This is a genomic window from Vibrio hepatarius (assembly GCF_011806575.1).
GTDB classification, from domain to species: Bacteria; Pseudomonadota; Gammaproteobacteria; order Enterobacterales; family Vibrionaceae; genus Vibrio; species Vibrio hepatarius_A.
On sequence record NZ_JAATOO010000011.1, the window covers coordinates 131,362 to 156,022 of the forward strand.

The following is a 24,661-nucleotide window of genomic DNA, read 5'->3' on the forward strand; positions in this document are numbered from 1 at the left end:
TGTTAACCCAGAGTGAGTCTGACTAATCGAAAAAACAAAGCCACCCAGAAGGGTGGCTTAATTTCTTTACACTTAGATTCGCGTAATACTAGATATCGAAGCGGTCAGCGTTCATCACTTTAGTCCAAGCTGCGATGAAGTCATTAACGAACTTCTCTTGGTTGTCGTCCTGTGCGTACACTTCTGCGTAAGCACGTAGGATTGAGTTAGAACCAAACACTAAGTCAACACGAGTTGCAGTCCATTTGGTTTCACCAGACTTACGCTCAACGATATCGTAAGAGTTGCGACCTGTTGGTTTCCAGCTGTAGTTCATGTCAGTCAGATTAACGAAGAAATCGTTGGTTAGACTGCCGACACGGTCGGTAAACACACCGTGCTGACTACCACCGTGGTTGGTGCCAAGAACACGCATACCACCTAATAAAACCGTCATTTCTGGCGCGGTCAGGCCAAGCAGTTGTGCTCTGTCTAGCAACAATTCTTCCGGTTTAACCGTGAAGTGTTGCTTCTGCCAGTTTCTAAAGCCGTCAGCGACTGGCTCCAGAACGTCAAACGAATCAACATCGGTTTGTTCGGCGGACGCATCACCACGACCCGGAGCAAATGGAACGGTGACGTTAAAGCCAGCCGCTTTCGCCGCTTGCTCGATACCGACATTCCCTGCTAGCACGATGGTATCCGCGATACTTGCTCCCGTTTCAGCTGCGATCTGTTCTAGCGTGTTGAGCACTTTGCTCAGACGCGCAGGCTCGTTGCCTTGCCAATCTTTTTGTGGTGCTAGGCGAATGCGTGCTCCGTTTGCACCACCACGGGCATCCGAATGACGAAACGTTCTCGCGCTATCCCAAGCGGTCGACACCATATCTGCCACGCTCAAACCACTTGCAGCAATCTTCGCTTTTACTGTGTCTACATCGTATTGCGTGTTACCTGCTGGGATTGGGTCTTGCCAGATTAACTCCTCCGCAGGAACGTCTGGACCAAAGTAGCGAGCGCGTGGACCTAAATCACGGTGAGTCAGTTTAAACCAAGCGCGCGCAAATACTTCTTCAAAGTATGCTGGATCATTATAGAAACGCTCAGCGATCTTACGATACTCAGGGTCCATCTTCAGAGCCATATCCGCGTCGGTCATGATTGGGTTGTAGCGAATAGATGGGTCTTCGACATCAACTGGCTTATCTTGCTCTTCAATGTCGACGGGTTCCCACTGCCACGCACCTGCGGGACTTTTGCTTAGTTCCCAGTCGTATTTAAATAGCAACTCAAAGAAGCCGTTGTCCCATTGTGTCGGATGCGTTGTCCACGCGCCTTCTAGACCGCTAGTGACTGTGTTTCGGCCGATTCCACGTGATTTGTGGTTCATCCAACCAAACCCTTGCTCTTCAAGATCTGCGCCTTCTGGCTCAGGACCAAGGTTCGCTGCGTCTCCATTACCGTGCGCTTTACCCACGGTGTGGCCACCAGCGGTCAGCGCAACAGTCTCTTCATCATTCATCGCCATACGCGAGAATGTCACACGCATGTCTTGTGCGGTTTTCAGTGGGTCTGGATTACCATCCACCCCTTCTGGGTTTACGTAAATCAGACCCATCATTACTGCTGCGAGTGGGTTCTCTAGGTCACGCTCGCCAGAGTAACGGCTGTTCTCAGAACCACTTGGCGCTAGCCATTCTTTTTCGGCACCCCAGTAGGTGTCTTTCTCTGGGTGCCAAATGTCTTCACGACCAAAGGCAAAACCGAACGTTTTGAAACCCATAGATTCATACGCCATGTTACCAGCAAGAATCATGAGATCCGCCCAGCTGATTTTGTTGCCGTATTTCTTTTTGACTGGCCACAATAGTCGGCGAGCTTTATCTAGGTTGCCGTTATCAGGCCAAGAGTTAAGAGGTGCGAAACGCATGTTACCCGTGGCCGCACCACCACGACCATCTGCAGTTCGGTAGGTACCCGCAGAGTGCCATGCAAGACGAATCATCAAACCGCCGTAGTGACCCCAGTCTGCTGGCCACCACTCTTGGCTATCCGTCATCAGTGCTTTTAAATCATTCTTAAGGGCTTCTACGTCTAGTTTCTTAAGCTCTTCACGATAGTTGTAGTTTTCGCCTAACGGGTTGGTCTTAGAATCGTGCTGGTGCAGGATGTCCAGATTCAGTGTTTTTGGCCACCACTCTTTCGCCGTGTTATTGGATGTCATGCCACCGTGCATTACTGGGCATTGACCCGCTGTGCTTTTATTATCTGTCATTTAAATTTCCCTTCTGTTGTAGTCGGTATTGGATTTAAACAAATGACCCGAGGGGTAAATCAGCCATTTCAAATACGCCTCTACTCAACGTTATTTGTAGATTTGAGTACGACGTGCATTATAAGTTTGCTCTCTGATAACCAGTTTAGATGAAGTACGCAAAAACCACATGCTGGTAATGGTTATCAATTCAATAGGAGAAAGCTATCAGCAGTATTAAACTGTAGTAAAAGACAATAAATAGTGAATATAAGAGGCGTTTTTAATTTTTGTTAAATATAGATTAAGCTTAATAACAAATAAAAAAGGCTTGGTTATAAACCAAGCCTTAATAATTTATAAAAGGTCTTAAGACCGAGATCTCATGATTACACTTTTTTTAGGTCTTTCGCTGGGTAAGTCAGTGTACTTTCTCCAGCCTTAACATGGACATAGTAACCACCAGCACTTAAACCAGTAACAACCATCTCACCTAAATCGATACCTTTGATCGCTACTACAACATCGTTAATTGATAGCATTTTTATACCCTGACTGAAATATGATTGGATTTCAGTGCGGTATTTAATACGAGCTAAATCATTTGTCCAAATCAGGTTTATTATCGTCTGGATTAATTTTGCTTTTGAAGCGCAAACGCTCCACACTTGATGTACCAAGGAAAGACAGCAATACACCGAGGAATAAATGACAAAAACGTATTTATTTGATTGGGGCGACACCTTGATGGTGGATGATCCAAACAACAAAGACAAAATGTACTTGTGGCCAAATGTCGAGGCGATCGCAGGCGCAGAAGAGACGTTAAAAGCACTCTCAGCCGATCACACCATCTATATTGCCACCAGCGCCGAGCAATCGACAGAAGCCGACATCCAGCAAGCGTTTCAACGTGTCGAACTCGATCGCTACATCAATGGTTATTTCTGCCGAGCGAACCTTGGCATAGAGAAAAACTGCGCTGAATTTTATCTCGCGATTGCACAGGAACTTGGTGAAGAACCATCAGAGTTAACCATGGTGGGCGATGTGCTCGATAAAGATATCTATCCCGCACAGAAAGCAGGTTTGAATACGGTGTGGTTTAACCCAAATGGCGACGCAGTGCCTGACAACGTCACTAGTATTACCAAGCTAGAAGAGCTGATTTAACCAATGTTAGATAATTCTTGAAAGCCATAAAAAACGGCTTAGTGAATCACTAAGCCGTTTTGGGTTCTGTCTCAGAGAACTTAAGCCGCTTGAGGCTGATAACGCCCAGGCTTATGGTTCATCGCAAGAATCAGGTTTGTCGCTACCGCACCCAGCACCGATAGCAGGATCAACTGGATATCAACAATAAACAGTGACATCACAACGATAGTGCAATCGAGTGCCATTTGTACCTTACCCGCTCGAATACCGAATCGCTCTTGAAGGAACAAGGCTAATATGTTGAATCCACCTAGGCTCATCTTGTGGCGGAAGATCACCAGCATTCCGATACCTATTAACCCGCCACCTAACAGTGCCGCATAGAAAGAATCGATACGCGCAATCTCAATCACGTGGTGTAAATGGTCAACGGCGAGAGAAACAATCGTGACCGCAATAAACGTATTGACGGTAAAGCGCCAGCCCATACGTGTGACAGACAAAATGTAAAACGGTAGGTTGAGTAAAAAGAAAACCTGACCAAAACTGAAGTCACTAATTTTGGTGAGAAAGATAGCGAGCCCTGCCGTACCACCGGTCAGCAAGCCTACCTTGTTGAAGAAGATAACGCCGAGTGACACCAACGCACTACCCAGCACCAACGCGAGCATGTTCTCGCGAAAACTATGTTCTTTGTCCATTGCGAAATCCTTTCCCTTAGGCGATTCACCCAAAAGGTGGTGAATCAAACGGGCATAAGATGTCGATATTTGGGATTAATGTCGAGATTCAGGCTTAATTCTGTTGATAAATAGGTGTTAAAAGAAGTTTACACCTTGGTTATAGATACCAAATCTCATTGCTTTACTGAAGCGAGCGTCACTACCGACTCGCAAGTTTCAGGACTAAGGTTGGTATTACTTTCGTTGCAGGCCGAACGTTTAAGCTGTTTAGCACGGTACATAGCCTCATCGGCAATGCTGAGTAGCGATTCTTTGTTAAGGGTTTGATCGGGAAAGTAGCTCACCCCAATACTCGCTCCTACTGTGAAACTGTGTTCGTTAAACGTAATCGGTTCGTTGATGACATTGATCAACTGCTGAGCCTTGCTTGGCACGATATCAAAATCATGCAGATGATCCAAACAGACAAGGAATTCATCGCCACCAATACGCCCGACAAAGTCGGTATCCCTAACCGCACTAGCCAAGCGTTCCGCCACGGCAATAAGGATCGCATCTCCGGCGTCATGGCCACGCGTATCGTTCACTTCCTTGAAATTATCTAGGTCGATAAAAAACAGCGCCAGTTTGGTGTGAGTTAATTTGGCGTTCAAGATGGAGCTTTCAAGCTGACTATCAAACGCGCGACGGTTCATAATATTAGTCAGTGAGTCGTGCTCGGATAAGAAGATCAACTGCTCTTGCTTTTGTTTTAACTGTTCAGTTTGACGCCTAACCTCTAGCTCCAACTCTTCTTTGGTGACAGTGGTTTCTCGCAGGGTTTTGGTCATCTTGTTAAAGAATTTGGCAATGGCTAAAAACTCACTATCGAAGTTTTCTCCTTTAATTTGTGTATCAAGCTTGCCTTCCGTGAGATCGACAATCGCGTTCTTCATCGCGCTAAAACCGATGCGGAAGCGAAAAAACATCCACCATGCGATTCCTGTTACCACCACCGAGCAAGCAATCAACCAAAGCGCAGCCTGTTTCATCACAAGGTTCTGCCGCACATCATTGTGATTCATTACTGCGCTATGTACATATGCCAGCTCTTCGGTCATGTTTTGCACGATCATATTATACCGAGAATGCAGCAGACCACGCGCAGTAATGTCATCCGCCCCAAGCGCTTCCAGTCCACCTGATTCATCAAAGTAGACCGCTTTTTCTTGTTCGAGAATCGAACTTAGGCTGCGATTCATGTGGATGATGTTGTCGAGCATATTATTGCCCTGCTGGTACTTTTGCAGTTTGGTCGCGAGTTCCTCTTTAGCGTATTCCACTTGTTCCAAACTCTGCTTGTCGCCAAATTGAAGAAAAACCCACAACTGACTGCGCAATAGGTCCACACTAAGTTGCAGATCGACGACTTGATCGAGTTCAGCTTTGGTCTCTTCCCTTTCTATACTGACCCGAGAGAACGACAAAATAATCGACAAGGTTAGAATCATTGTCGTAATAGAGAGCGCCAGTAGTTTTTTGTATAAGGAACCCAGCATATGCCTGTCTCTATCTAATCTCTCGTGATCCGAACCTGTCGATAGGGTTCGGAATAAAATACTTTTCTAAAGTCAGGAAGTGTATCGTCTACCAGACCGCGCTCGATTGCCCAACGAGCTTGCAACTGAATATTGGAAAGCAGCGAGTTACCCAGCGCGAGTCTAAACATCAAGTCTTCCCACGACCATTCCACCTGGTTGACCGACAGATTTAACTGTTCGGCGATCAATTCCAACGCCTGATTCGGGTTTTGATTTATCCACTTAACCGCGGAGTCGAGCGCTTGAATCAGCTTTATCGGTTCTTCCCCTGAAGTCTCAAGGTATTCTGTTACCGATAGCAGATTGAACGAAAGTTGATAAATGCCATGATTACCTAGGTTGATGACTTTGGCGGCAGACAAAGTATCCGCTTTATAACCGAGTGGCTCCCAAGCCGAAATCGCATCAACCTGATATGAAATGAGAGATGCAACCATCTCTTGCGGTGACAGATAGACTTTCTCTATATTGAGGTTCTTTAAGTTGTTGGCAATCAAAACGGAGTCAAAATAAAACTCACTGGCACTGCCTTTCACCACTCCGACTTTTTTGCCATCGAGATCGGCCACCGAAGTGATGTTGGACGGTTCTAAAGTTAACAGCTTTAGATCGTTGTCTGTTTCAACAAAACTAACGAGCAAAGCGATGTCGTTATGTTTAAAGCTCTGGAACATAACCACAGATTCCGATGCGGTTGCGTATTCGACCTCACGATCAGTCATCATCTTGGTACATGCAACACCGCCATCACACGGTATCAAACTTACGTTTAATCCCTGTTGCTTGAAGAATCCTAGTTTATCTGCAACCAGAAACGGCGCAGACAACGGAGTGCTCGACACGGCAATGGTAACAGTGGCGTCGTTGATTTTCTGTTCTTCGCCTTTCCAGCTCTGTGTTGCGTAAACAACGGCAGTGACAAGCAAAACAGAAATAAACCCAAAAGCAGTAAATGTTCGCTTGGTTGGCGACATATCAAACAAATCCATGTTAAGAAAATAAGTTCATATAATAATTAGCGCATTAATTCTTTCGCAGGCGTTAAAAATCTCGCTTTCTAGCAAATGACGCGAACACATTTTCCAAAGTGTGTTCGGTATCACTCGCACGTACGGTAATTTGGTTTCATTACGTCAAGAATAAGTTGCATCCATATCAACTTATATGACTAATAATAGGCTATGTAGGCGGGTTATGTAGGGGGTGATAAATTATTTGACTAAATAAACAGTACGTCACACTTACAATGTTCAATGATCAATACTTAACATCTACTAATCTTTCATAAGCCAAAAATACATAGCAAGAAACTTAGGATTTACAAACGGTGAGCACGAAACAACTTTTGGCCTTAATGACTGTTTAATCGCTATGATTTCAGGTAGTTTGGAAATATAAGGAAAAGAATTCAAAGCGTTAAGGGAAGTCATGCTTCAACAAGTCATTGGAATATTATTTCCAGTGTTCGCACTGGTAATGGTCGGATTCTCTGTCGGCCGCTGGTTGAAGCCAGATTTTCGACCTATAAATCGTATAAACATGGATACATTCACGCCTGCTTTGGTGTTCTCATCACTTGTTTCCATGCCGCTAGACACCGAGCAGGTGCCACTCCTTTCTGCTTCATTGGTTGCCGTTTTGCTGCCCGGAATAATTATGATTCCAGTGTGTAAATTTTCAGGTTTGAATTTCAAAGCATGGGCGCCACCACATATGTTTCGCAACAGTGGCAACCTCGCTATCCCACTATTTACTTACACCTTTGGTGATACTGCATTAGCATCAGCAGTACTGCTATTCGTTGTCTCAGCGTGCGTACATATTAGTGTTGGCTTAACGTTGCTTAGTGAAGGGAATCCTCTCAAGCAAGTGGTGCGGATGCCCGTTTTCTTAGCGGCCAGCAGCGCTTTGATTCTGAATCTATCTGGCATTGGCGTATGGCTGCCTCTGTATGAAGCGACCAAATTGCTCGGACAAGCCGCGGTTCCGGTGATGTTGTTGTCGCTCGGTGCACAAATGTGTCACTTGCGTTTAAGCGGTTTGCGAGTCGGTTTATTGTGCACGTTACAGTCACTCTTTACCGGTGCCATTGCGTTTTCGGTGATCTACTTCTTTATTCCATTACCGACCATGCAGTTGCAGATGATGGTGCTGTTTACCATGCTACCGCCTGCGGTGATGAACTATTTATTCGCCGAACGTTTTCATATTGAACCGGTCAACGTCGCGTCTATGGTTTTGTTCGGCAACTTTCTCAGCATCATCACACTGCCATTATTGCTCACTTTCGCCCTCTCCTTGGGATGACCATTCTTCCGGCGCGGTAAGCAGTGTTTTGCCTTTGAATGTTTCTGCACGGATATCTTTAGGATTGTAGATCGCGCAAGAATCCATCGACAAACAACCACAACCAATACAGCCACCTAGGTCTTCTTGCAGCGCCTTTAACTGCAGGATGCGGTGCTCTAACATATCGTGCCAACCGTGTGCCATCTGCTCCCATTCTTTACGGCTGGGCGCCTGATGCTTAGGTAAATGCGCTAACGAAGCAACGATCTCTTCGAGTGTCAGCCCAACTTCTTGCGCTGCTTTAATCACTGCCAGTCTACGTAGCACACTGCGGTCATAACGTCTTTGATTGCCTTGATTTCTCCAGCTATGAATCAGGCCTTTCTGCTCATAGAAGTGCAAAGCCGAAACCTTGATGCCTGCACGTTTCGCCACTTCACCAACCGACATATCCATATTTACGTCCTTTTAAATAAAAAGTGCTTTACCTAAAGTTTACTTGAGGTTTTACAGTATTACCAAATCCTCCTTTCATCGGAACAATCTAAATGGAATTTTTAATGAAAAACAAATCCTTGTCTTACCTAACCGGACGTTTCTTTGACGGCATTTCCTCGGGTTTGTTTATGATGGCTCTGCCTTGGATCATGCTGGCCACGCCCAATATGGGATCGTTTGTTGCGATGGTCGCGTTAACCTGTACTGCGGTTTCATTCTTTCTTACGCCCTTTTTTTCAACACTGATTGACCGTCACTCACGCAAAGCGCTATTGATTTGGGTGCAGGTGATTCAAGCGATGACCGCAGCCGCTTTGTTTGTCATCTATTGGTTTGATCTTGGTTCTCCCTGGATACTCGCGGCTGCACAGTTGGTGTATTGGGCTTCAAGCGATTTGGGCTGGTCGACCAATAATGCCTTTACGCAAGAAAACTATGACCGCCACGAATACGCGTCGATATCAGGTAAACAAGAGATCATCATGCAAGGCACAACACTTGGAGCAGGCGCTCTTGGCGTTGTGTTACTGGAGAGATGGGGAATGCTCGAATTCGCAGCATTTGCGGCTATCGCAGCTAGCATCGGTGCATTAAGTTACGTGGTCACACCATATCGACGACAGCTAAGGATGAGTCGGAACAGCTCGTTTGTCGATCAGCTCAAAGAGAGCAAAGACATTTTTACCCAAGCTCCGCGTTTCTATGGTTTCTTGATGTTGTCTGCACTCTCTTACCCTATCCTCACCTATCTTGAAAAATTGGTGCCAATTTGGTTTGCTGAAACCGGCGTTTCCGGAGACTGGTTGGCGGGTTACAACATTGCCTTTGGTCTAGGATCGTTGATTACCGGAATGTTTGTGGCAAAACTGCTATCGTTGCACAGCCACGTGAACACGATGGTCTACTCGATGGCGATTGCCGCATTCGCAGTAGTCGGAATGAGTTTTTCGCCTCACCTTATCTATCTACTGGCGTTTACCCTCGCGTTTGGTTTTTTCAATGCACTTAACCGCATTGCGCGTACCAACTGGATGCATCACACCATTGCGGTAGAACAACGCGGGCGTGCTGATGGCGGCCTGCAAATGTTTGAAACCATGGTGCAGAGTATCAGCTATGTGGTGATTGCACTGCTAAGTCATTACGGACTCACTCAATACGGATTCATTCTCGCCGCATTAACTATGCTTGGGGCGGTATTCTTAATGCACTTTCTGGCGATAAATAGTTCTCGAGATCAAAACTTTGTCTAAATTAACTGATAAAAATAAAACTAACGCTATAGTTTTATGCATTTATTCATGCCACTAAAGGCAATAATATAAACAAACTAAAGTTTATTGATAAAAATACTTATAAAGAAACTTGTAAAGAGATTCATCAGTATTTTTATCCTCCTTTCGCAATTAACAGCTTTACAATTGAGTATTTCTTCAACAATTATTGTTATCCACTCCCCAAATACAATCGATAGTTTGACTAAACACTAGTTATTTTCATGTAACAATATGAATACTTTTTTTTATGATTTCGCTAACTAGCACTAAAGCGTGAGATTGCTAGAGTAATTAATTGGATAATTAAATTAACTTACTCGAGTCAGAGCCCCATGAAATTAAGCAACTTACCAGTAAAACTAAAGCTATTCTCTATTGTATTGCTTGCTTTTATATTGATCGTTGTTGCGTGCGCTTATAACTTAGTCCAACAACGTAACACTTCTATGACAGAGCGTGAGCATAAATTAAGCGCTCAAGTAGAAACAGCACTGAATGTTGCCAAGTACTTTTACAACCAACGTGAACAACTTGGCGAACAGGCTGCTAAACAAAATGCACTTAATGCAGTAGCGTCTCTGCGCTACGACGGCGATAACTATTTCTGGATACTTAACCAGAAAATGAATGTTGTCATGCATCCGCTCAAACCAGAACTCAACGGGAAAAACGCAGAAAACTTTAAAGATGGCGCCGGTAAGTTTCATTGGCGAGAAATGGTCAACATCTCAAAAACCACTGAACAAAAAGGCTTTTTAGATTATCAATGGAAAAGCCCAAACGGAGCGTTAAAAGACAAAATCTCTTACGTAGCCCTGTTCCCAGAGTGGGGTTGGATTGTTGGCTCTGGTATTCTTGTCTCCGACATCAATGAAACGTTTTACACTCTCGTTACCCAACAGCTGATCTTTGCTTTGATCTTATCTGGCGTATTGTTTGCTCTCGGTTACGCCATTTCAAACAATATCGTCACACCACTCAATAAACTGATTGAAAATACCCACTTAATTGCAGAAGGCGACCTGCGAGTACGCATGAACTTGACTCGCAAAGACGAACTTGGCCAAATGGCAAAAGAGATCGATAGCATGCTGAGCAAGCTGCAAAGTACACTTAAAACGGCACATGATTCGGCGGGCATATCGAGCAGTATGGCCAGTAACATTGCTCAAGCAAGTGAAGAAGCGGCAACCAGCGTTAACTCTCAGCATTCACAATTAGAACTGCTTTCAACGGCGATGACTGAAATGAGTGCAACCATATCCGATGTCGCCAATAACGCCGAAAGCACCGCGGGCAGTACCAATAAAGTAATGGAACACACTGAGCATACCGACCGCACCATGCAGCTCACCTCGAAAGCAATTTCTGAAGTATCTCAAGATATTGCGATGGCAAACGAGTTGGTAAAAGAACTGCAAGACGGGGTCAATGAAATCAGCAACGTGGTTTCTGTCATTCGCGATATCTCTGAACAAACCAACCTACTGGCACTCAATGCAGCGATCGAAGCTGCTCGCGCAGGTGAACAAGGTCGAGGTTTTGCCGTCGTTGCTGATGAAGTACGAAATCTGGCAAGTCGAACTCAAAACTCAACCAAAGAAGTACAGCAAACTATAGACACATTGCTTGAACATGCAGGGCGAACGTTTACGGCAATGCAAAACAGCAATAGCAGCGTTGATAGCTCGGTAGAAGCGTCACAACGTACCCGTAGCCAAGTCGATGAAATCGTAGTTGAAATGCAAAATGCTAACGACATGGTGGCGCAAATTGCCGCGGCCTCAGAGCAACAAAGTGCGGTTGCCTCTGAAATGAATCAGAACGTCACAAGCATTCATCTATCAGCCAACGAAGTGTTACAAGCGTCGCAATCTTTGGCCAAAGAAAGCCAAGAGATGGCGAATACCGCTGAACACCTTTCTGCGCAATTACAATATTTCAAAGTTTAGACACTCCAGGCGGAGAGAATTATGCTCCGCCCGTTCCTACGTGGCAAAAATAGCGGCAAAGTGACGTTGTAAAAGCGGTCAAAAACATTTTGAGCTTGAAGCTCTTTGAAATAGGTTTTGCTCAATTCAAACACAACCTCACCTCCATTCTCTGCAATTGAACAGTATTTTCAATCTTAACATCTAAGTGTTTACCTAGCGAAACAAACAAGTTTTTCCTAATTTTTACCTGAGAGCGAGACATATACTTAATCTGTTACAAAAAATAACAGAATAAAGCTCTATTGAGAGAGTTATAAGTTTGAAATCCGGCTAAATTTGAAGAAAGTGCGTAATAGATTTCCCTAAATTTCTTAAATCTAAAAATTCCTTAGTCATATAACGAACAGTATAAGGGTAAAATGCACGAGCTTTGATTGTGGAGGTACTCATTGCATGAATAGCCCTTTACCTAGCAGGCTAAGATATATTAGAAAGTTGCAAGGAATTACCCAACAAGAATTGGGAATAAAACTAGGGATGGATCAAGCTGGTGCCAGCGCGAGAATTAGTCAGTATGAGACGGGAAAACACGCTCCTGACTATGCGACTGTAAAACGAATTTCAGAGGCTTTAAATACACCTGTCGCGTACTTTTACTGCGAAGACGACATTATTGCCGATATTGTTATCGAGGTATCAAGTCATAACTTAACGACAAAACTAGAGATTTTGAACTTAATCGAGTCTTACCAAAACTAACAACGCCGTACCGTTAAGTGGTTAGAGTCTCTACTTGGTGTCTGATGCGCATCAAACATAATTTTAGTTTCACTCCTAGTTATTGCTTTAGCACCACGCTTAGAATGGTGCAAAGCACCACGTTCTTTTAACACATGTCTATTTGTATATTTAGATGCTCATGATTTTGTTAGACATTTCACTCTCTCCGCGAGATGGAGTGTCTACAATCAAACGAGTAGAAGATAAATTTCAGAGACAATCAAGCATATAATGAATATAAGAAAAGTCTTTTTGTCGTGCGCAGTCGTGTGTGGTGCACTGTTGACATCAAGCTGTACGCAAGAGCAAGAAAACATCAAGATTGGTGCGGTTTTACCACTCTCGGGGACATTTGCGATCTACGGTCAGCAGGCTTTGAAAGGTGCACAGTTGGCAGTAGAAGAGATCAATCATTCAGGTGGTGTACTTGGTCGTAAGCTGGAAATCGTGGTACGCGACAACGAAACCAACCCAGCTAAGACGGTAAACTACAGTCGTGAACTGATCGAACAACAAGGCGTGTTCTCGTTGATGGGACCAGTGAGTAGTGCGTCTCGTTATGCGATGGCGGAAGTTGCTGATGAACTGAAAACTCCGATGTTCTACGGTATCGACTACGAAGGTCGGCACTATAGCCGCTATTTAGTCTGCTACAGCACCATTCCTGAGCACTATATCGAACCTGTCATCCCTTACTTAATCAACAACATTGGCAACCGTTTCTACATTTTTGGCTATGACTATATCTGGCCACACCGCATGTCGAAGCGCATCATTGAATCCGTCGCTCAGTATAACGGCACCGTCACCAATACTGAGTTTACTGGCTTCAACACCAGTGATTACACGCCAGTATTGGAACGCTTAAAGCAATCCGGTGCACAGAACCTTATGCTAATCTTACCGGGCGCAGACGGTTTTAACTTCCTCACTCAAATGAAGCAATTCGATTTTGGACGCGATATCCAAGTTGTTGCTTTCGCTGCAGATGAAACCTACATAAACAATGTAGATAGTGAAGCGTTAGAAGGCGTGATGACCGCCCTGCACTTCTTCACATCCATCGATAGCCCGATTGCGAAGTCATTCATCGCTCAGTATCAAGATTTTCATGGGAAAGAAGCACAGGCGACCTATTCGAGCAAAGCGCATTACGACTTAGTTTATCTTCTCGCCCATGCTTTGACGAAAGCAGGTGAAGTGGATAAAGAGGCAACCATCGACGCGTTACCGGGCATAGAACTCTACAAGGGCGATATGGAAGTACGCGTGAGAGAAGACCATCACCTCGATTTACCCATGTATCTCGCTCAATTTCAATCAGGCGAGCTGAAAGTGATTCAAAACCTAGGCAAAATCAGTCCGACGGACCAAAGACTCAAACACGATGAAGAATAAACTCAGCGTTAAAATATTTTTTATCTTGTTACCACTCGCGATCAGTATCCTGCTGTTCAGTTATGGTTACTATCAAGCGAGAGAAAAGCTAACGATTGACCATGTATTCCAATCTGGTCAGTTGTCGGCGTCGATTGGTTCAAGCGAAATTAGCCACTATATTGAAGGCCGCTTTGCTGAGTTCGACCGTCTTAGTGGTGCAATGTCGACTTGCGAAGTAAGTACAGACACATTGCCTAAGTTATCTTCTAACGCGATCAACTTTACGCGCGGCTTTTCCGCCCTGATTATTTCAGATCTTTCAGGTCGAGCGGTTAACTTCAACCTCTCTGCGAATAAAAGCAATCGCTATATTCTCAGGCAAGATATCGAACAGTTGCAGGTCCTAACACCGTTAGTTTTAGAGCGTTTAGAAAGCTCTTATCAGCAATGGTTGACCAGCTATCCTAAAAACCTCTCCTTAGAGGAGCAAGCACTCAACAAGCTGCTTGACCTTAAACAAAGAGGCGAAGAAAACTCTCAAGCAAGCCGAGACATCAGCAACCAATTAGTTAAACTGCGTGAGCAACGTAACTACCCAAAGCTCGTGTTGAGCTTCGCAACGACAGACATCGTCTCTCAACTCGGGCTTATTTTTAACGATGAAACCTATTTTTTCACCCGTCCACTGGTTGATTGTGAACAAAATCTGATTGGGTACTATACAGCGGTACTTGACCGCACATTAATCAAAGATCATATAGCAAATATTAAACAATCCTTGGTAGATAGTGGTCTTGAACGTATTGACGTTTTTCTGGTGCGTAACCACGACACCCAACCTTTGTGTGGTGTTAACTATCTATCAGTCGATAAATTTCAGCAATACGGCCTTAATGACACAACCGAACCCAGGATAAGAAATGAGCTGGATGGCATCATGATCACTCACCCGATCGATCTAGAGCTCAAACAGTATCTCATTTTTGAAAGCCTCTCAGCACAAGGGGTTTCTGAGCCAGAATTTGACCTTTCACTCGCGGTGTTTATCTCAAATTCCGAGCTAGAACAGAGCCACATCGACCACATAAAAGAAGTGTCACTGTACCTTCTTATCGCGCTTGCGCTATTTGCCGTGCTAACCATTTACTTGTCCCACTACATTGCCTCACCGATCATCGACCTGCGCAAACGAATTTTGGTCCTTTCGCGTCAAGGCGAAATCCGTGCAAACTTCGACTTGCGTGAAGACGAAATCGGTGATTTATTCAAAGCATTCAGTGATATGGCGCACAACATTAAATATAAAGAGTCGCAGCTAACGAAGCTCGCCACAGAAGATCCTTTGACAGGGATTCTTAATCGCCGTGCACTGGTGGATAAGGCCCTAGACCACCACCGAGTTTACACGCCATCTTGCATTTGCATGATGGACCTAGACCACTTTAAACAGGTGAACGACAAATGTGGTCATTCTATCGGTGATAAAGTGCTCGTTGCCTTTTGTGAAATAGTTGCAAGCGAAATACGACACTCAGATTTACTCGGACGCTTGGGTGGCGAAGAATTCGCGTTAGTATTACCGCAAACTAACCTAGATGACGGCATACAACTCGCTGAAAGGATTCGTCAACGTGTAGAAGCTGAGCTGGCGGCAAGTGTTTGCGGCAGTTTTGATATCGCAATTACGGTCAGTATCGGCGTGGTTGAATGGCATGCGGAAGATTTCAATAAAGCGTTGTCTCGCGCCGACAAATGTCTGTACGAAGCGAAGGCGTTAGGGCGGAATCAAACCTGTTCATAACAAAAAGGGCTCTATTGCAGAGCCCTTTTTCCATTCTAGTTAAGTTTGGTTACACGTCTAACGACAGACCAATTTGGCTGAGTTTGGTTCTGAACTCATCAATACTCTCAGCCTGATAGGTGGGAGCGCCATTAAAGTATCGAGGCTTTTCCGGTAACATCGCGTTTTTCAGAGTGTTTTCTTGCTCAATGTCATCATGATAAACCGTAACACGATGTGGGATGTCCTGTTTAAATGTCGCCATCAATGATCTCCTTTTTGTCTGACGTTGTTTTTAACTAAGCGTAGAAAAGAACCCATGTTTGTCAAAAACACTCATAAGAAGCACAAGATCTCTTATCCGCCTCAACGCCTCGTAGTATCAGGCTCTCATAAAATCTCATCCTCGTTATTAACCTCAGTGTTATTAGCCAATTTGTGATTTCTACTCCACATCGGGCATTTGGTTGACCTCAGAGAAATCTTCTAACCCACTCACACTTTATCCTTCTACGCCCCCTAAATTTACCTCTAGGGATGATTAGCACTCTCTAACCGTGCATTAGCCTATGATTAAAGGTGAATCACGGGGCTAACCAATCAATGAAGAAGAATATTTATCAGGTCTTTACGCGTCTATTTGGCAACACGCAAACCAATAACTGCCCTTGGGGAACCATTGAGCAAAACGGAATCGGAAAGTTCAGCGATTTCACTGACAGAGCGCTAGGAGAAATTAGGCGGCTTGGCATTTCGCATATCTGGTATACAGGTGTGCCCCATCACGCACTCATTAATGACTACACGCAGTTCGGCATTAGCAACGACCACCCAAGTATTGTTAAAGGCCGTGCGGGCTCACCCTATGCGGTTAAAGACTACTACTCGGTCAACCCTGACTTGGCCGATGACCCAAATCGCAGGAACCAAGAGTTTTTCGACTTAGTAACCCGGACCCATCAAGCTGGGATGAAAGTCATTATCGACATCGTGCCCAACCATGTGGCACGTGTTTATCAAGGGCGAAATAACCCACAAGGTGTTGAAGACTTTGGCGCGAGCGACGACTCATCCGTTGAATACCATAAACACAACAACTTCTACTACATCCCCAAACAAGCATTTTCAGTGCCTGAACAACTCTCGGCTCACCCTCCACTTGGCGGCGAACAGCACCCTAATTTAACCCCGCCATATCAGGAGTTTCCCGCAAAATGGACGGGGAATGGATCTCGACTAGCGACGCCAAATTTTGATGACTGGTACGAAACGGTCAAAGTCAATTACGGAGTCAAGCCAGACGGCACCAAAGACTTCCCACAACTGCCAGAGGAATACCGTCAACTCGACCACCGCGCACACTTTGCGTTTTGGCAGGGCAAAGAAGTTCCGGACTCTTGGGTTAAGTTTCGTGATATTGCCCTCTACTGGCTAAAACAAGGGGTCGACGGGTTTCGCTATGACATAGCTGAAATGGTCCCCGTTGAATTCTGGAGCTATCTCAACTCGTCGATCAAACATATCAATCCAGACGCCTTTTTACTCGCAGAGGTGTACCAAAGAGATTTGTATCGTGATTACATTCATCTGGGCAAGATGGACTACCTATACGATAAAGTTGATCTATACGATAGCCTTAAAGCGGTCATGCAAGGACACGGCTCTACCAGTGAGATCGGGCGAATCCAATATCAACTGGTAGACATCGAACATCACATGCTGCACTTTTTGGAAAATCACGACGAACAACGTATCGCATCGCCAGAATTCGCGGGAAACGCTGAGAAAGCCAAACCCGCGATGTTGGTGTCCGCCTGTTTATCCTCTGCACCTACCATGATCTATTTTGGCCAAGAAGTTGGTGAGCCCGGCGCTGAAAACGCAGGGTTTGGGCAACCGTCCCGTACTTCAATTTTTGACTATATCGGCGTGCCTCACCACCAGCGTTGGATGAACCACGGCCAATGTGACGGTGCGCTTTTAAACCAGTCAGAGCATTCTCTACGCTCGTTCTACCAAACGCTACTTAACCTCACTCTGAGTGAGTCCGCTCTAACTGGCCGATACCACGACTTATACGCAGCGAACTATGACAACTTCGCCGAAATGCAGCATCAGTTGTACGCTTTTGCGCGTTCAGATAAGCAGCAAAAGCTGATTGTCGTCGCCAACTTCAGCGATAAGTATTCCAAAGCACTCGATCTAATCATCCCGCCCGAGTTGATTCAGGATTGGCAGCTCAGTAATGGTGAATACGCACTGTTTGATAAACTCAACGGCCGTCACCACACCTTACGCGTTATCAATCAGCAAGGCTTAATTGCGCTCAATTTTGAACCGCTCGCCAACCTGTTTCTGTGCCTTGAATAACGAGCATATGTTTTACAAAAGAGAAGAGCTCAGCGCTTGGATTGGCGCTGAGCTCTTCTTTTCTTTAGGACTGGGGCGTTACTTGGTAAATCGGCTTTGCATTGCGCGGCTAACTGGCAGTTTGCTCTCTCCCACCAGCGCGACCATCTTTCCGGTAAACTCTTTTTTCACCTTATCAATCGCCGATACGTTGACAACGATTGAACGGTGTATCTGCCAGAACAACTCAGGGTCTAGTTGCTTCAGTAACTCTTTGAGCGAAGTTCTTAGCAAGTACTCCTCTTTCTTACCGAGCTCCATGCGAAACAAAGAGACGTATTTGTCTTCAGCCTTAAAGTAGAGTACTTCCGATGCGGGGATCATGTGGATTTCCTCTCCCCGGCTGGCGCGGATCCAATGTAAATAAGACGGTGATGTCTTTTCGGTAAGATGTTGGATTTGTTCTAGAAGTTGACTGAGTTCAGGAGTTGGCGCACTATTTTGTGGTTGCAATCCAGCTTTAATCTTCTCCACGCATTGAGTCAAGCGCGATTCAGAGACAGGTTTTAACAAGTAGTCAATGGCATTGGCCTCAAACGCTCTGACGGCAAACTCGTCATACGCGGTGATAAACACAACTTTGGTAGTGATGTTTCTCTGAGCCAATTTCTTAGCCACGGACATGCCGTCTAACTCCGGCATTTTGATATCGAGGAAAGCGATGTCTGGCGCCCGCTGCTCAATAAGATCCAGCGCGATCTGGCCATTTTCAGCACAGGCAATCACTTCCAGTTCCGGCCAAACTTCGCCCAAAGCTTTATTGAGATGGTGACGAAGTAATGGCTCATCATCGGCAATTAACGCGGTTACTGACTCACAATGCATTGTTGTTTCTCCTTAAAATCACACCACAGAGCGCGCTATTGTTAGTTTGGCAATCACACCGCCTTGCGGCGCTTCGACTAAGTTTAACGAGGCATTGTCGCCATAAAGCGTTGTTAAACGTTCGCGAATATTTGCCAAGCCAATTCCTTGACCAGTATGAGCCGATTCACCGCTAAACCCGAGTCCGTCATCTTTTATTTCGATCAGTAGCTGGTCTTGGTTCAATTGTGCTGAGATATCCAAACAACCACCAGCCGCCTTAGGTTCAATCCCATGTTGAATAGCATTTTCCACCAATGGCTGCAGAATGAGTGGTGGTACGTTCAGCGCAGTGTCGACTTGGTTGTCGATGTGATACGCCAAACGGTCGCCCAGCCTAATCTTCTGGATTGCCAAGTAAGCGTCTACTAGCTCCAACTCACCTTGCAATGTTGTGCTTTCTTGGCGGCTTCTGGTCAGGGTAGCACGCAGTAGCTCCGTGAGCTTCTCTAGCATCAACTTAGCGCTTTTGCTATCACTGTCTATCAACACACTAATATTGGCTAAGGTATTGAACAAAAAGTGCGGTTCAATTTGACTCTGCAACTGTTTTAGTTGACTGAGAAGCAGCGTCTTTTCTTGTTCGGATTGAATCCGTTTCGAGCGTTCAAGTTGCTTTTGCGCTTCAATGCGCTGCTCGTGAGCATAAAAATACAAAAAGCACGTTGAAGTAAAAATAAGTCCTAACACGATCACTGGCTTCAACTCGCTAAAGTCAGCAAACTGATCGTACTGTCGCAGCCAATAATACGCATTCGCCGTACCAACAATCATCGAGCAACAAATCGCAAATAGGTTTATCAGCCGCGGGGAGATGTCTTGGCGGAACCAAGCGATGATATGCGCACTGAGTACTGCACTGATGCCGAAACCTAAGCTGATTTTGATGTGAATAAGGAAAGAACCGTTCCAGATGGTTTGAGTTGAAAAGGCAATCACCACGCAAAAGAGCGAGGTAAATACCAGACTTTTCATTCCGTTAATCGCGTGTTGTTTGAGTTCAGACATTAGAACCTGCCTTTTAAATTTAAAAAAATCATACTCTTATCGGAAAGCAATGCATACACAGAATCACTCTCGCCAGTCATAAACCGGATCGCCATCTCGATATTGAGCGCGGCGTTACCAGAATCGTATGCTTGATAATCGAGCCATTGAGTTGCAATCAAACCGCCATCTTGCGGTGAGTACATCACATCAACGGTGGGCGTAAAATGATTCAGCCAAGTGAGGTTGTTTGACCATTGCCAATGACTCCAAGCGTTGCTGTCTAGCGTCCAGTGAAACAATAGGCTGTGCTGCACGAGGTTGGCGCTTTGCAGCCCTTGGGCATACGAATATCCGAGAGCACGAGTTGAATCGTTAGCGTGTAGTAACTCTGCTCGATCAAACGCCCGCTCCCACTGGTTTTTGTTCCAACTTCGACTGTCGTACCAATACTCAACAATGATGTTGTTACCCACTGCATTCGCCCAGTTCAAACCCAATAGCAACTGATAGCCGTGATTGTCGGTCTCTAACTCGACAGGAGAATCCCACGCATTGTGTTGATAAATAACGTACTGGCGCTGGTACAGTGCTGAACTGTGCACAGCCCAAGACAGGTCTAGCACCGAGACAAACGACGCCCCCACCAGACCATGGCGAACGTTGTCGTAATACGCCAACATCTGCCATTCACTCTCGCCGATTAAGGCGTAGCGACGAAAGCCGATTCCAGTTTGCTCTGCCGCTTTTTCCAACGTACTACCCGCCTGCTGGGTAAAGGACGAGTCCGATGCGACCAGACTCCATTCGCCTTGTAAGTCAAAGTAAGAGCCCAATGCGATCAGCGCGCCCTCTTCTACCTGAATACCGACCGGATTACGCCGATATGGTTTAAAGATATCCAGCGGACGATAGCCATACCCCACGCCCCAGTCCAACCTGAGCTTACCAGCGGTAAAATCCATCGGCAGTTCAAACAGTGTCGCTTCGCCTTGCCAAAATAGCTCTTGAACCACAAACTCGGCGTCGTAAGGCGCAGAGCTATCGTTGCTGAGTATGTTACTTCCTTTCGCTGCCAGTAATGCGGTCCAGTCGTAACCGCTCACTTCTACATCGAGCAAGGCATCCATCGCTTTCGTGTCATGGCTCGGCGGCTCACCGAGTAACGCAGAATCCTGGTGCTGGGTTGAACTCGCACTCACGGTCCAGTCCCATTCATAACTGAGCTCTTGGCCACTCACATTGAACGCATAAAGACCCGCTGGCAGTATCCATAGCCACTTCATCGCTTATAACTCCGAGTCCAGATTGCGAATCAGATACGCAGGGTTGTAATATTTCTCCTCCAACTCATAAGATGTGATTTGCTGGTAAGCGATAACGGTTTTCTTCGCTGGTTGGATCTTGTCTAGCAAGGTCATCGCCACGACGCGGGTTTGCCCATCTCGCTGCCCTTGTTCAAAAATCGCCTGTTTCGCTAGCTTTCCAGAACGCAGATAAAGGTCCGCTTTGAGGGGAAAATCCGTTTCAGCATCGAGCCACAACTCAATCCGTTCGTAGCTCGCGCCTTTGGTGACCGATTTCAGGCGCAACTGGTTGGTTTCTGCAGACTGCTCGACCAAGGTTGCTTGGTAGTCCTCACTCCAAGTCAGCGTTGAAATGTCCCCGACCGAGGCTTCACCGAGCAGCTTTTGCATTGGCGTAATTCGGATCGGACGACGGCTTTTCGGCATCAGCAACCAATAGTTATCGCCAAGCATCAACATTTTTTGTCCCGCTTCTACCTGCGACTTAAACACCACCAGTGATTCACGATTAGGACGAGTGTAAACATGGTACTGACGCGTTTTATCCAGCTCGTCGTTTTCAAATAACGACACTTGCGATACGACTTTAGCAACCAGATACCCTTGACGATAATCGTCGGCATTTTTAATCATCTGTCGAACGTCACTAACACTCGCTGCCGCTGATGCACTGATCACAGTCAGTAAGAGAGTCGCCATTGTTTTTATTGCATTACACATAAGCCAACGCCTCAGTAATCGGTTTATTGACACCCTTGCGGGCAGAAAGCCAAGCAGCAAAAGTACAAATAGCGATCACTCCTAAGGCGCAAAATACAAGCAGTTCAAACGAGAAGTAGATATTCAGCGGGTAGCCTTCACTTCGCCCCGGAGGCGGTGGCATTTGAATATCAATCACAAGCAGCAGCACCGAGGTCATCGCGCTGAGCAAACCGCCCAATATCGCGCCAATCAACGCTAGCAGTCCGGCTTCACGGACAAATCCGGACACGATTTCACTTGGGTAAGTACCGAGCACCGAGAGTGTGCCGATTTCTCGCGTTCGCTCGGTGACCGACATCGTCATGGTGTTGAACAGCGCAACAAACACCACCAATGCCATCACTGCGCCCATAATACCGAATATGCGATCATAGAGGTCTTTGACTTTGGTGTAGAAAAACGCTCTGTCTTGCCAAGGAGTCAGTTCGATAGGTTGTTCAAGCTTCGTTTTGGAAAGCTGACCGGACACCCACTGCTGAACCTGAGCGGTCTTTTCTGTTTCAAACAAGAAGACGGATAAGGTGCTGACTTTATCGCTGGTTAGCAATTCCTGAGCGGACTGAATGTGCAAGTAAAGTTGGCGCTTATCTAGTTCAGGTACACCCGTCGAGTAAATGCCATGCACCTTAAAATCAAACGCATTGAGTGCGCCGTCACTGGTCGTAGCAAGGAGGGTGACCCAATCACCTACCGCCACTTTAAGGTTCTTCGCCAGTTCAACTCCTAACATCACTTCAGGTTCAGCAGGGTTGTAACGCGAAGCGCTGACACTCGACAAGGTTTTACCGGCTCTGACATCGAGAAACGGCCCCTTCATGTCGAACTCACGCTCATTCACGCCAGTACCAACGAATATGGTTGATTTGCTGCCGTTAGAAATCAGTCCGTTAAATTCAATCCGCGGTTGTACGCCACGAATCTCGTCATTTGCGAGAATAAGGCGCGAAATAGACGCCGCATCCGACAAACCGTTTTCTAGCGGCATGTCTTCGTCTTGTTCAAAAAATCCTGGTTGACTGATCGTAATATGACCGGTGTCGCGTGCGGTGGATTCTTTCAGCGATTCGTAGGTATAGAGTCCAAAGCCGCCAGCACAGGTTAGCGCAAATACAGCAATGGTAATGATTAATACAGAGAGTAGACTGCGGCGACGGTTTCTCAATAAGTTGAGGTACGCCACACGCAGCGAGAGTGGTATTAGCTTGCCCATTTCATTAGCCCCTTGTGAATTTGTCCGTCCACCAATTCAATACTGCGGTCGCATTGAACCGCCATGCGCGGATCGTGGGTCGCGACAATGAACGTCGTTCCCAATGAATGACCGAGTGTTTTCATCAACTCAATCACGACATTGGCAGTATGGCTGTCTAAACTGGCCGTCGGTTCATCGGCGATGACGATTTGCGGGCTGTGAACCAGTGCTCTGGCAATGGCAACACGCTGTTGCTGGCCACCGGATAGGTTGTCGGGTCTGTGGTTTGCAAACTCGCTTAATCCAACTCGATCCAAAATCTTAAGCGCTTTCACACGCTGCTGGGCAAGGCTGTCACCGTTTAACATCAGAGGATAAGCGACGTTTTCCCATGCACTCATCACTGGGATAAGATTGAAACGTTGAAAAACGAAGCCAAATTGAGAGCGGCGATACTCGGCGGCTTCTATTGGGTGTGTTGGGTAAGGCTGACCATCGATATTAATTTGTCCTTGGTAGTTCATCTCCAGCAAACCCAAAACGTTTAGCAGTGTGCTTTTGCCTGAGCCCGAAGGCCCACACAGCGCCACCATTTCGCCTCGTTCGATCTGACCATCAACGCCTCTGAGCGCCTCAACCCTTTGCTGACCCAACTGGTATGTTTTAAAAATCTGAGAGAAACTAAGCATAACGCCACCTTAAGCCGCTGAATTGATCATGCTGGCCGCTTGCTGTGTCAGTGGATGTTGCGCTCCACGTTGCTGCATCTGTTCTAGCCAAGCCTTAGCCTGAGGCATATCCTCCGCCTTTAGCGCCGCTTCGACGGCATAAAGATAGACCCACGCTGTCGCGGCATATTGCTGTCGCTTGAATTCGTCGTTTTCAAGCAGTTCTAAAAACAGTTCATAACCGCGTTCAAAGTGATTAAACATCTCCGGCAACGAGGTGAATGTGGACGCCGCGATAGATTTTGCCAAAAAAGATTCTGGTAAACCTTGGCGTGTTTGTTGTTCGGCCAGCGGCGTTGGGTTAGCAGACAGGAGATCCAACCCTTTCGCGATCGTTGCAAGTCCTTTTTCGGTATACGTCATTTTGTTCCACGGCATCCACGCATCCCGTCCCATCAAAGTTTGTGTACTACCGAGATACACCAAGCTCAGCGCCTCCGCGCCTCGTTGGGCGATATGCTGTTCAAAGGATTGATGTGCGACCTCAACCAAGCTCTCGTCACCTTGTGCAGCTTTATTGTAAATTTCGATCACGGCATCACTTGGAATTGCCAGCGCGTTGGCACTAAACAAACACGCGGTCACTAAAGCCAATCTGAATGTTGTCATTTCATCGTCCCTTAATGTTGATTCGATACTGAAAGATTAACGAGCAAATAAAAGGGCTGTGGGGGTTTGCGACGAGCTGTCGAGAACTGGAGTGAATGGTCGAAATAGGGTGTAAACGGTGAATCTGTAAGCAGGCAGCCACCCAGCTAGTAGAATTAACAGAACAGGACAGTTAAAGTGCTCTACAACAAGCAGCACTGATTTGTACAAGAAT

22 protein-coding genes are annotated in these 24,661 nt (G+C 46.0%); 8 read left to right on the plus strand and 14 right to left on the minus strand.

Annotated elements, in window-relative coordinates; translation table 11 throughout:
• Positions 1 to 88: 88 nt before the first annotated feature.
• A complete protein-coding gene (gene katG, locus HCZ42_RS11045; protein ID WP_167420754.1) occupies positions 89 to 2,254 on the minus strand; it encodes a catalase/peroxidase HPI in 2,166 nt (721 codons plus the stop codon).
• A 368-nt stretch (positions 2,255 to 2,622) separates the two neighbouring features.
• Positions 2,623 to 2,775: a hypothetical protein gene (locus HCZ42_RS11050; RefSeq protein ID WP_157052293.1), complete on the minus strand. Its 153-nt coding sequence runs from the start codon at positions 2,773 to 2,775 to the stop codon at positions 2,623 to 2,625.
• 166 nt (positions 2,776 to 2,941) lie between these two features.
• On the opposite strand from HCZ42_RS11050, the gene HCZ42_RS11055 reads away from it, so the two are divergent.
• On the plus strand, positions 2,942 to 3,406 hold the full coding sequence (locus HCZ42_RS11055) for an HAD family hydrolase (protein WP_167420755.1): 465 nt from the start codon (positions 2,942 to 2,944) through the stop codon (positions 3,404 to 3,406).
• An 80-nt stretch (positions 3,407 to 3,486) separates the two neighbouring features.
• Here HCZ42_RS11055 and HCZ42_RS11060 read toward each other — a convergent pair whose 3' ends face one another.
• The 3 genes from HCZ42_RS11060 to HCZ42_RS11070 all read right to left on the minus strand — a co-directional run bounded on the left by HCZ42_RS11060 (position 3,487) and on the right by HCZ42_RS11070 (position 6,625).
• Positions 3,487 to 4,089 (minus strand): YitT family protein, encoded by a 603-nt coding sequence (locus tag HCZ42_RS11060; RefSeq protein WP_053407325.1) that lies wholly within the window; start codon positions 4,087 to 4,089, stop codon positions 3,487 to 3,489.
• Between the two features lie 155 nt (positions 4,090 to 4,244).
• Positions 4,245 to 5,609: a GGDEF domain-containing protein gene (locus HCZ42_RS11065; RefSeq protein WP_167420756.1), complete on the minus strand. Its 1,365-nt coding sequence runs from the start codon at positions 5,607 to 5,609 to the stop codon at positions 4,245 to 4,247.
• A 14-nt stretch (positions 5,610 to 5,623) separates the two neighbouring features.
• The gene (locus tag HCZ42_RS11070) at positions 5,624 to 6,625 is read right to left on the minus strand and encodes an ABC transporter substrate-binding protein (protein WP_167420757.1); all 1,002 of its coding nucleotides are present in this window, start codon (positions 6,623 to 6,625) and stop codon (positions 5,624 to 5,626) included.
• Positions 6,626 to 7,079: 454 nt separating this feature from the next.
• Here HCZ42_RS11070 and HCZ42_RS11075 point away from each other — a divergent pair, with 454 nt between their 5' ends.
• Positions 7,080 to 7,958, plus strand: a complete 879-nt coding sequence (locus HCZ42_RS11075; protein ID WP_167420758.1) for an AEC family transporter — start codon at positions 7,080 to 7,082, stop codon at positions 7,956 to 7,958.
• Here the strand turns inward: HCZ42_RS11075 and soxR are convergent.
• On the minus strand, positions 7,926 to 8,396 hold the full coding sequence (soxR, locus tag HCZ42_RS11080) for a redox-sensitive transcriptional activator SoxR (RefSeq protein ID WP_167420759.1): 471 nt from the start codon (positions 8,394 to 8,396) through the stop codon (positions 7,926 to 7,928). The genes HCZ42_RS11075 and soxR overlap by 33 nt on opposite strands.
• Positions 8,397 to 8,500: 104 nt before the next feature.
• On the opposite strand from soxR, the gene HCZ42_RS11085 reads away from it, so the two are divergent.
• The 5 genes from HCZ42_RS11085 to HCZ42_RS11105 all read left to right on the plus strand — a co-directional run bounded on the left by HCZ42_RS11085 (position 8,501) and on the right by HCZ42_RS11105 (position 15,610).
• The gene (locus HCZ42_RS11085; RefSeq protein WP_254868942.1) at positions 8,501 to 9,691 is read left to right on the plus strand and encodes an MFS transporter; all 1,191 of its coding nucleotides are present in this window, start codon (positions 8,501 to 8,503) and stop codon (positions 9,689 to 9,691) included.
• A 356-nt stretch (positions 9,692 to 10,047) separates the two neighbouring features.
• Positions 10,048 to 11,667 carry a methyl-accepting chemotaxis protein gene (locus HCZ42_RS11090; protein ID WP_167420761.1) on the plus strand — a complete coding sequence of 540 codons (1,620 nt, stop codon included), beginning with the start codon at positions 10,048 to 10,050 and terminating at the stop codon, positions 11,665 to 11,667.
• A 435-nt stretch (positions 11,668 to 12,102) separates the two neighbouring features.
• A complete protein-coding gene (locus HCZ42_RS11095) occupies positions 12,103 to 12,408 on the plus strand; it encodes a helix-turn-helix domain-containing protein (protein ID WP_167420762.1) in 306 nt (101 codons plus the stop codon).
• A gap of 252 nt (positions 12,409 to 12,660) precedes the next feature.
• Positions 12,661 to 13,827, plus strand: a complete 1,167-nt coding sequence (locus HCZ42_RS11100) for a substrate-binding protein (protein ID WP_167420763.1) — start codon at positions 12,661 to 12,663, stop codon at positions 13,825 to 13,827.
• Positions 13,817 to 15,610: a GGDEF domain-containing protein gene (locus HCZ42_RS11105; RefSeq protein WP_167420764.1), complete on the plus strand. Its 1,794-nt coding sequence runs from the start codon at positions 13,817 to 13,819 to the stop codon at positions 15,608 to 15,610. The genes HCZ42_RS11100 and HCZ42_RS11105 overlap by 11 nt, the downstream gene beginning before the upstream one ends.
• A 49-nt stretch (positions 15,611 to 15,659) precedes the next feature.
• On the opposite strand, the gene HCZ42_RS11110 is transcribed toward HCZ42_RS11105, so the two are convergent.
• A complete protein-coding gene (locus tag HCZ42_RS11110; protein ID WP_053407315.1) occupies positions 15,660 to 15,854 on the minus strand; it encodes a hypothetical protein in 195 nt (64 codons plus the stop codon).
• A 338-nt stretch (positions 15,855 to 16,192) separates the two neighbouring features.
• Between HCZ42_RS11110 and HCZ42_RS11115 the strand changes: the two genes are divergently transcribed.
• Positions 16,193 to 17,959: an alpha-amylase family protein gene (locus HCZ42_RS11115; protein ID WP_167420765.1), complete on the plus strand. Its 1,767-nt coding sequence runs from the start codon at positions 16,193 to 16,195 to the stop codon at positions 17,957 to 17,959.
• Between the two features lie 78 nt (positions 17,960 to 18,037).
• Here HCZ42_RS11115 and HCZ42_RS11120 read toward each other — a convergent pair whose 3' ends face one another.
• Genes HCZ42_RS11120 through HCZ42_RS11150 form a run of 7 tightly spaced genes read right to left on the minus strand, consistent with a single transcriptional unit; the run spans position 18,038 to position 24,447 of the window.
• A complete protein-coding gene (locus tag HCZ42_RS11120; protein ID WP_167420766.1) occupies positions 18,038 to 18,823 on the minus strand; it encodes a LytR/AlgR family response regulator transcription factor in 786 nt (261 codons plus the stop codon).
• 18 nt (positions 18,824 to 18,841) lie between these two features.
• On the minus strand, positions 18,842 to 19,870 hold the full coding sequence (locus HCZ42_RS11125) for a sensor histidine kinase (protein WP_167420767.1): 1,029 nt from the start codon (positions 19,868 to 19,870) through the stop codon (positions 18,842 to 18,844).
• Positions 19,870 to 21,135, minus strand: a complete 1,266-nt coding sequence (locus HCZ42_RS11130) for a hypothetical protein (RefSeq protein ID WP_167420768.1) — start codon at positions 21,133 to 21,135, stop codon at positions 19,870 to 19,872. The genes HCZ42_RS11125 and HCZ42_RS11130 overlap by 1 nt, the downstream gene beginning before the upstream one ends.
• A 3-nt stretch (positions 21,136 to 21,138) precedes the next feature.
• Entirely contained in the window at positions 21,139 to 21,876 is a 738-nt protein-coding gene (locus HCZ42_RS11135; RefSeq protein ID WP_167420769.1) for an outer membrane lipoprotein-sorting protein, read from the minus strand.
• Complete coding sequence (locus tag HCZ42_RS11140; protein WP_167420770.1) at positions 21,869 to 23,128, minus strand: ABC transporter permease; 1,260 nt, start codon at positions 23,126 to 23,128, stop codon at positions 21,869 to 21,871. The genes HCZ42_RS11135 and HCZ42_RS11140 overlap by 8 nt, the downstream gene beginning before the upstream one ends.
• Positions 23,116 to 23,799, minus strand: a complete 684-nt coding sequence (locus HCZ42_RS11145; protein ID WP_167420771.1) for an ABC transporter ATP-binding protein — start codon at positions 23,797 to 23,799, stop codon at positions 23,116 to 23,118. Before HCZ42_RS11145 ends, HCZ42_RS11140 begins: the two co-directional genes overlap by 13 nt.
• A 9-nt stretch (positions 23,800 to 23,808) precedes the next feature.
• Entirely contained in the window at positions 23,809 to 24,447 is a 639-nt protein-coding gene (locus HCZ42_RS11150) for a hypothetical protein (protein ID WP_167420772.1), read from the minus strand.
• Between the last annotated feature and the right edge of the window lie 214 nt (positions 24,448 to 24,661).

What these genes read in the sequence shown, in the direction of transcription:
- HCZ42_RS11120 (WP_167420766.1), bottom strand. Translation starts at nt 18,823, where the DNA reads ATGCATTGTGAGTCAGTAACCGCGTTAATTGCCGATGATGAGCCATTA.
- HCZ42_RS11130 (WP_167420768.1), bottom strand. Translation starts at nt 21,135, where the DNA reads ATGAAGTGGCTATGGATACTGCCAGCGGGTCTTTATGCGTTCAATGTG.
- HCZ42_RS11095 (WP_167420762.1), top strand. Translation starts at nt 12,103, where the DNA reads ATGAATAGCCCTTTACCTAGCAGGCTAAGATATATTAGAAAGTTGCAA.
- HCZ42_RS11110 (WP_053407315.1), bottom strand. Translation starts at nt 15,854, where the DNA reads ATGGCGACATTTAAACAGGACATCCCACATCGTGTTACGGTTTATCAT.
- HCZ42_RS11070 (WP_167420757.1), bottom strand. Translation starts at nt 6,625, where the DNA reads ATGTCGCCAACCAAGCGAACATTTACTGCTTTTGGGTTTATTTCTGTT.
- HCZ42_RS11075 (WP_167420758.1), top strand. Translation starts at nt 7,080, where the DNA reads ATGCTTCAACAAGTCATTGGAATATTATTTCCAGTGTTCGCACTGGTA.
- HCZ42_RS11050 (WP_157052293.1), bottom strand. Translation starts at nt 2,775, where the DNA reads ATGCTATCAATTAACGATGTTGTAGTAGCGATCAAAGGTATCGATTTA.
- HCZ42_RS11140 (WP_167420770.1), bottom strand. Translation starts at nt 23,128, where the DNA reads ATGGGCAAGCTAATACCACTCTCGCTGCGTGTGGCGTACCTCAACTTA.
- HCZ42_RS11115 (WP_167420765.1), top strand. Translation starts at nt 16,193, where the DNA reads ATGAAGAAGAATATTTATCAGGTCTTTACGCGTCTATTTGGCAACACG.
- soxR (WP_167420759.1), bottom strand. Translation starts at nt 8,396, where the DNA reads ATGGATATGTCGGTTGGTGAAGTGGCGAAACGTGCAGGCATCAAGGTT.
- HCZ42_RS11100 (WP_167420763.1), top strand. Translation starts at nt 12,661, where the DNA reads ATGAATATAAGAAAAGTCTTTTTGTCGTGCGCAGTCGTGTGTGGTGCA.
- HCZ42_RS11090 (WP_167420761.1), top strand. Translation starts at nt 10,048, where the DNA reads ATGAAATTAAGCAACTTACCAGTAAAACTAAAGCTATTCTCTATTGTA.
- HCZ42_RS11065 (WP_167420756.1), bottom strand. Translation starts at nt 5,609, where the DNA reads ATGCTGGGTTCCTTATACAAAAAACTACTGGCGCTCTCTATTACGACA.
- HCZ42_RS11060 (WP_053407325.1), bottom strand. Translation starts at nt 4,089, where the DNA reads ATGGACAAAGAACATAGTTTTCGCGAGAACATGCTCGCGTTGGTGCTG.
- katG (WP_167420754.1), bottom strand. Translation starts at nt 2,254, where the DNA reads ATGACAGATAATAAAAGCACAGCGGGTCAATGCCCAGTAATGCACGGT.
- HCZ42_RS11135 (WP_167420769.1), bottom strand. Translation starts at nt 21,876, where the DNA reads ATGTGTAATGCAATAAAAACAATGGCGACTCTCTTACTGACTGTGATC.
- HCZ42_RS11150 (WP_167420772.1), bottom strand. Translation starts at nt 24,447, where the DNA reads ATGACAACATTCAGATTGGCTTTAGTGACCGCGTGTTTGTTTAGTGCC.
- HCZ42_RS11125 (WP_167420767.1), bottom strand. Translation starts at nt 19,870, where the DNA reads ATGTCTGAACTCAAACAACACGCGATTAACGGAATGAAAAGTCTGGTA.
- HCZ42_RS11055 (WP_167420755.1), top strand. Translation starts at nt 2,942, where the DNA reads ATGACAAAAACGTATTTATTTGATTGGGGCGACACCTTGATGGTGGAT.
- HCZ42_RS11085 (WP_254868942.1), top strand. Translation starts at nt 8,501, where the DNA reads ATGAAAAACAAATCCTTGTCTTACCTAACCGGACGTTTCTTTGACGGC.
- HCZ42_RS11145 (WP_167420771.1), bottom strand. Translation starts at nt 23,799, where the DNA reads ATGCTTAGTTTCTCTCAGATTTTTAAAACATACCAGTTGGGTCAGCAA.
- HCZ42_RS11105 (WP_167420764.1), top strand. Translation starts at nt 13,817, where the DNA reads ATGAAGAATAAACTCAGCGTTAAAATATTTTTTATCTTGTTACCACTC.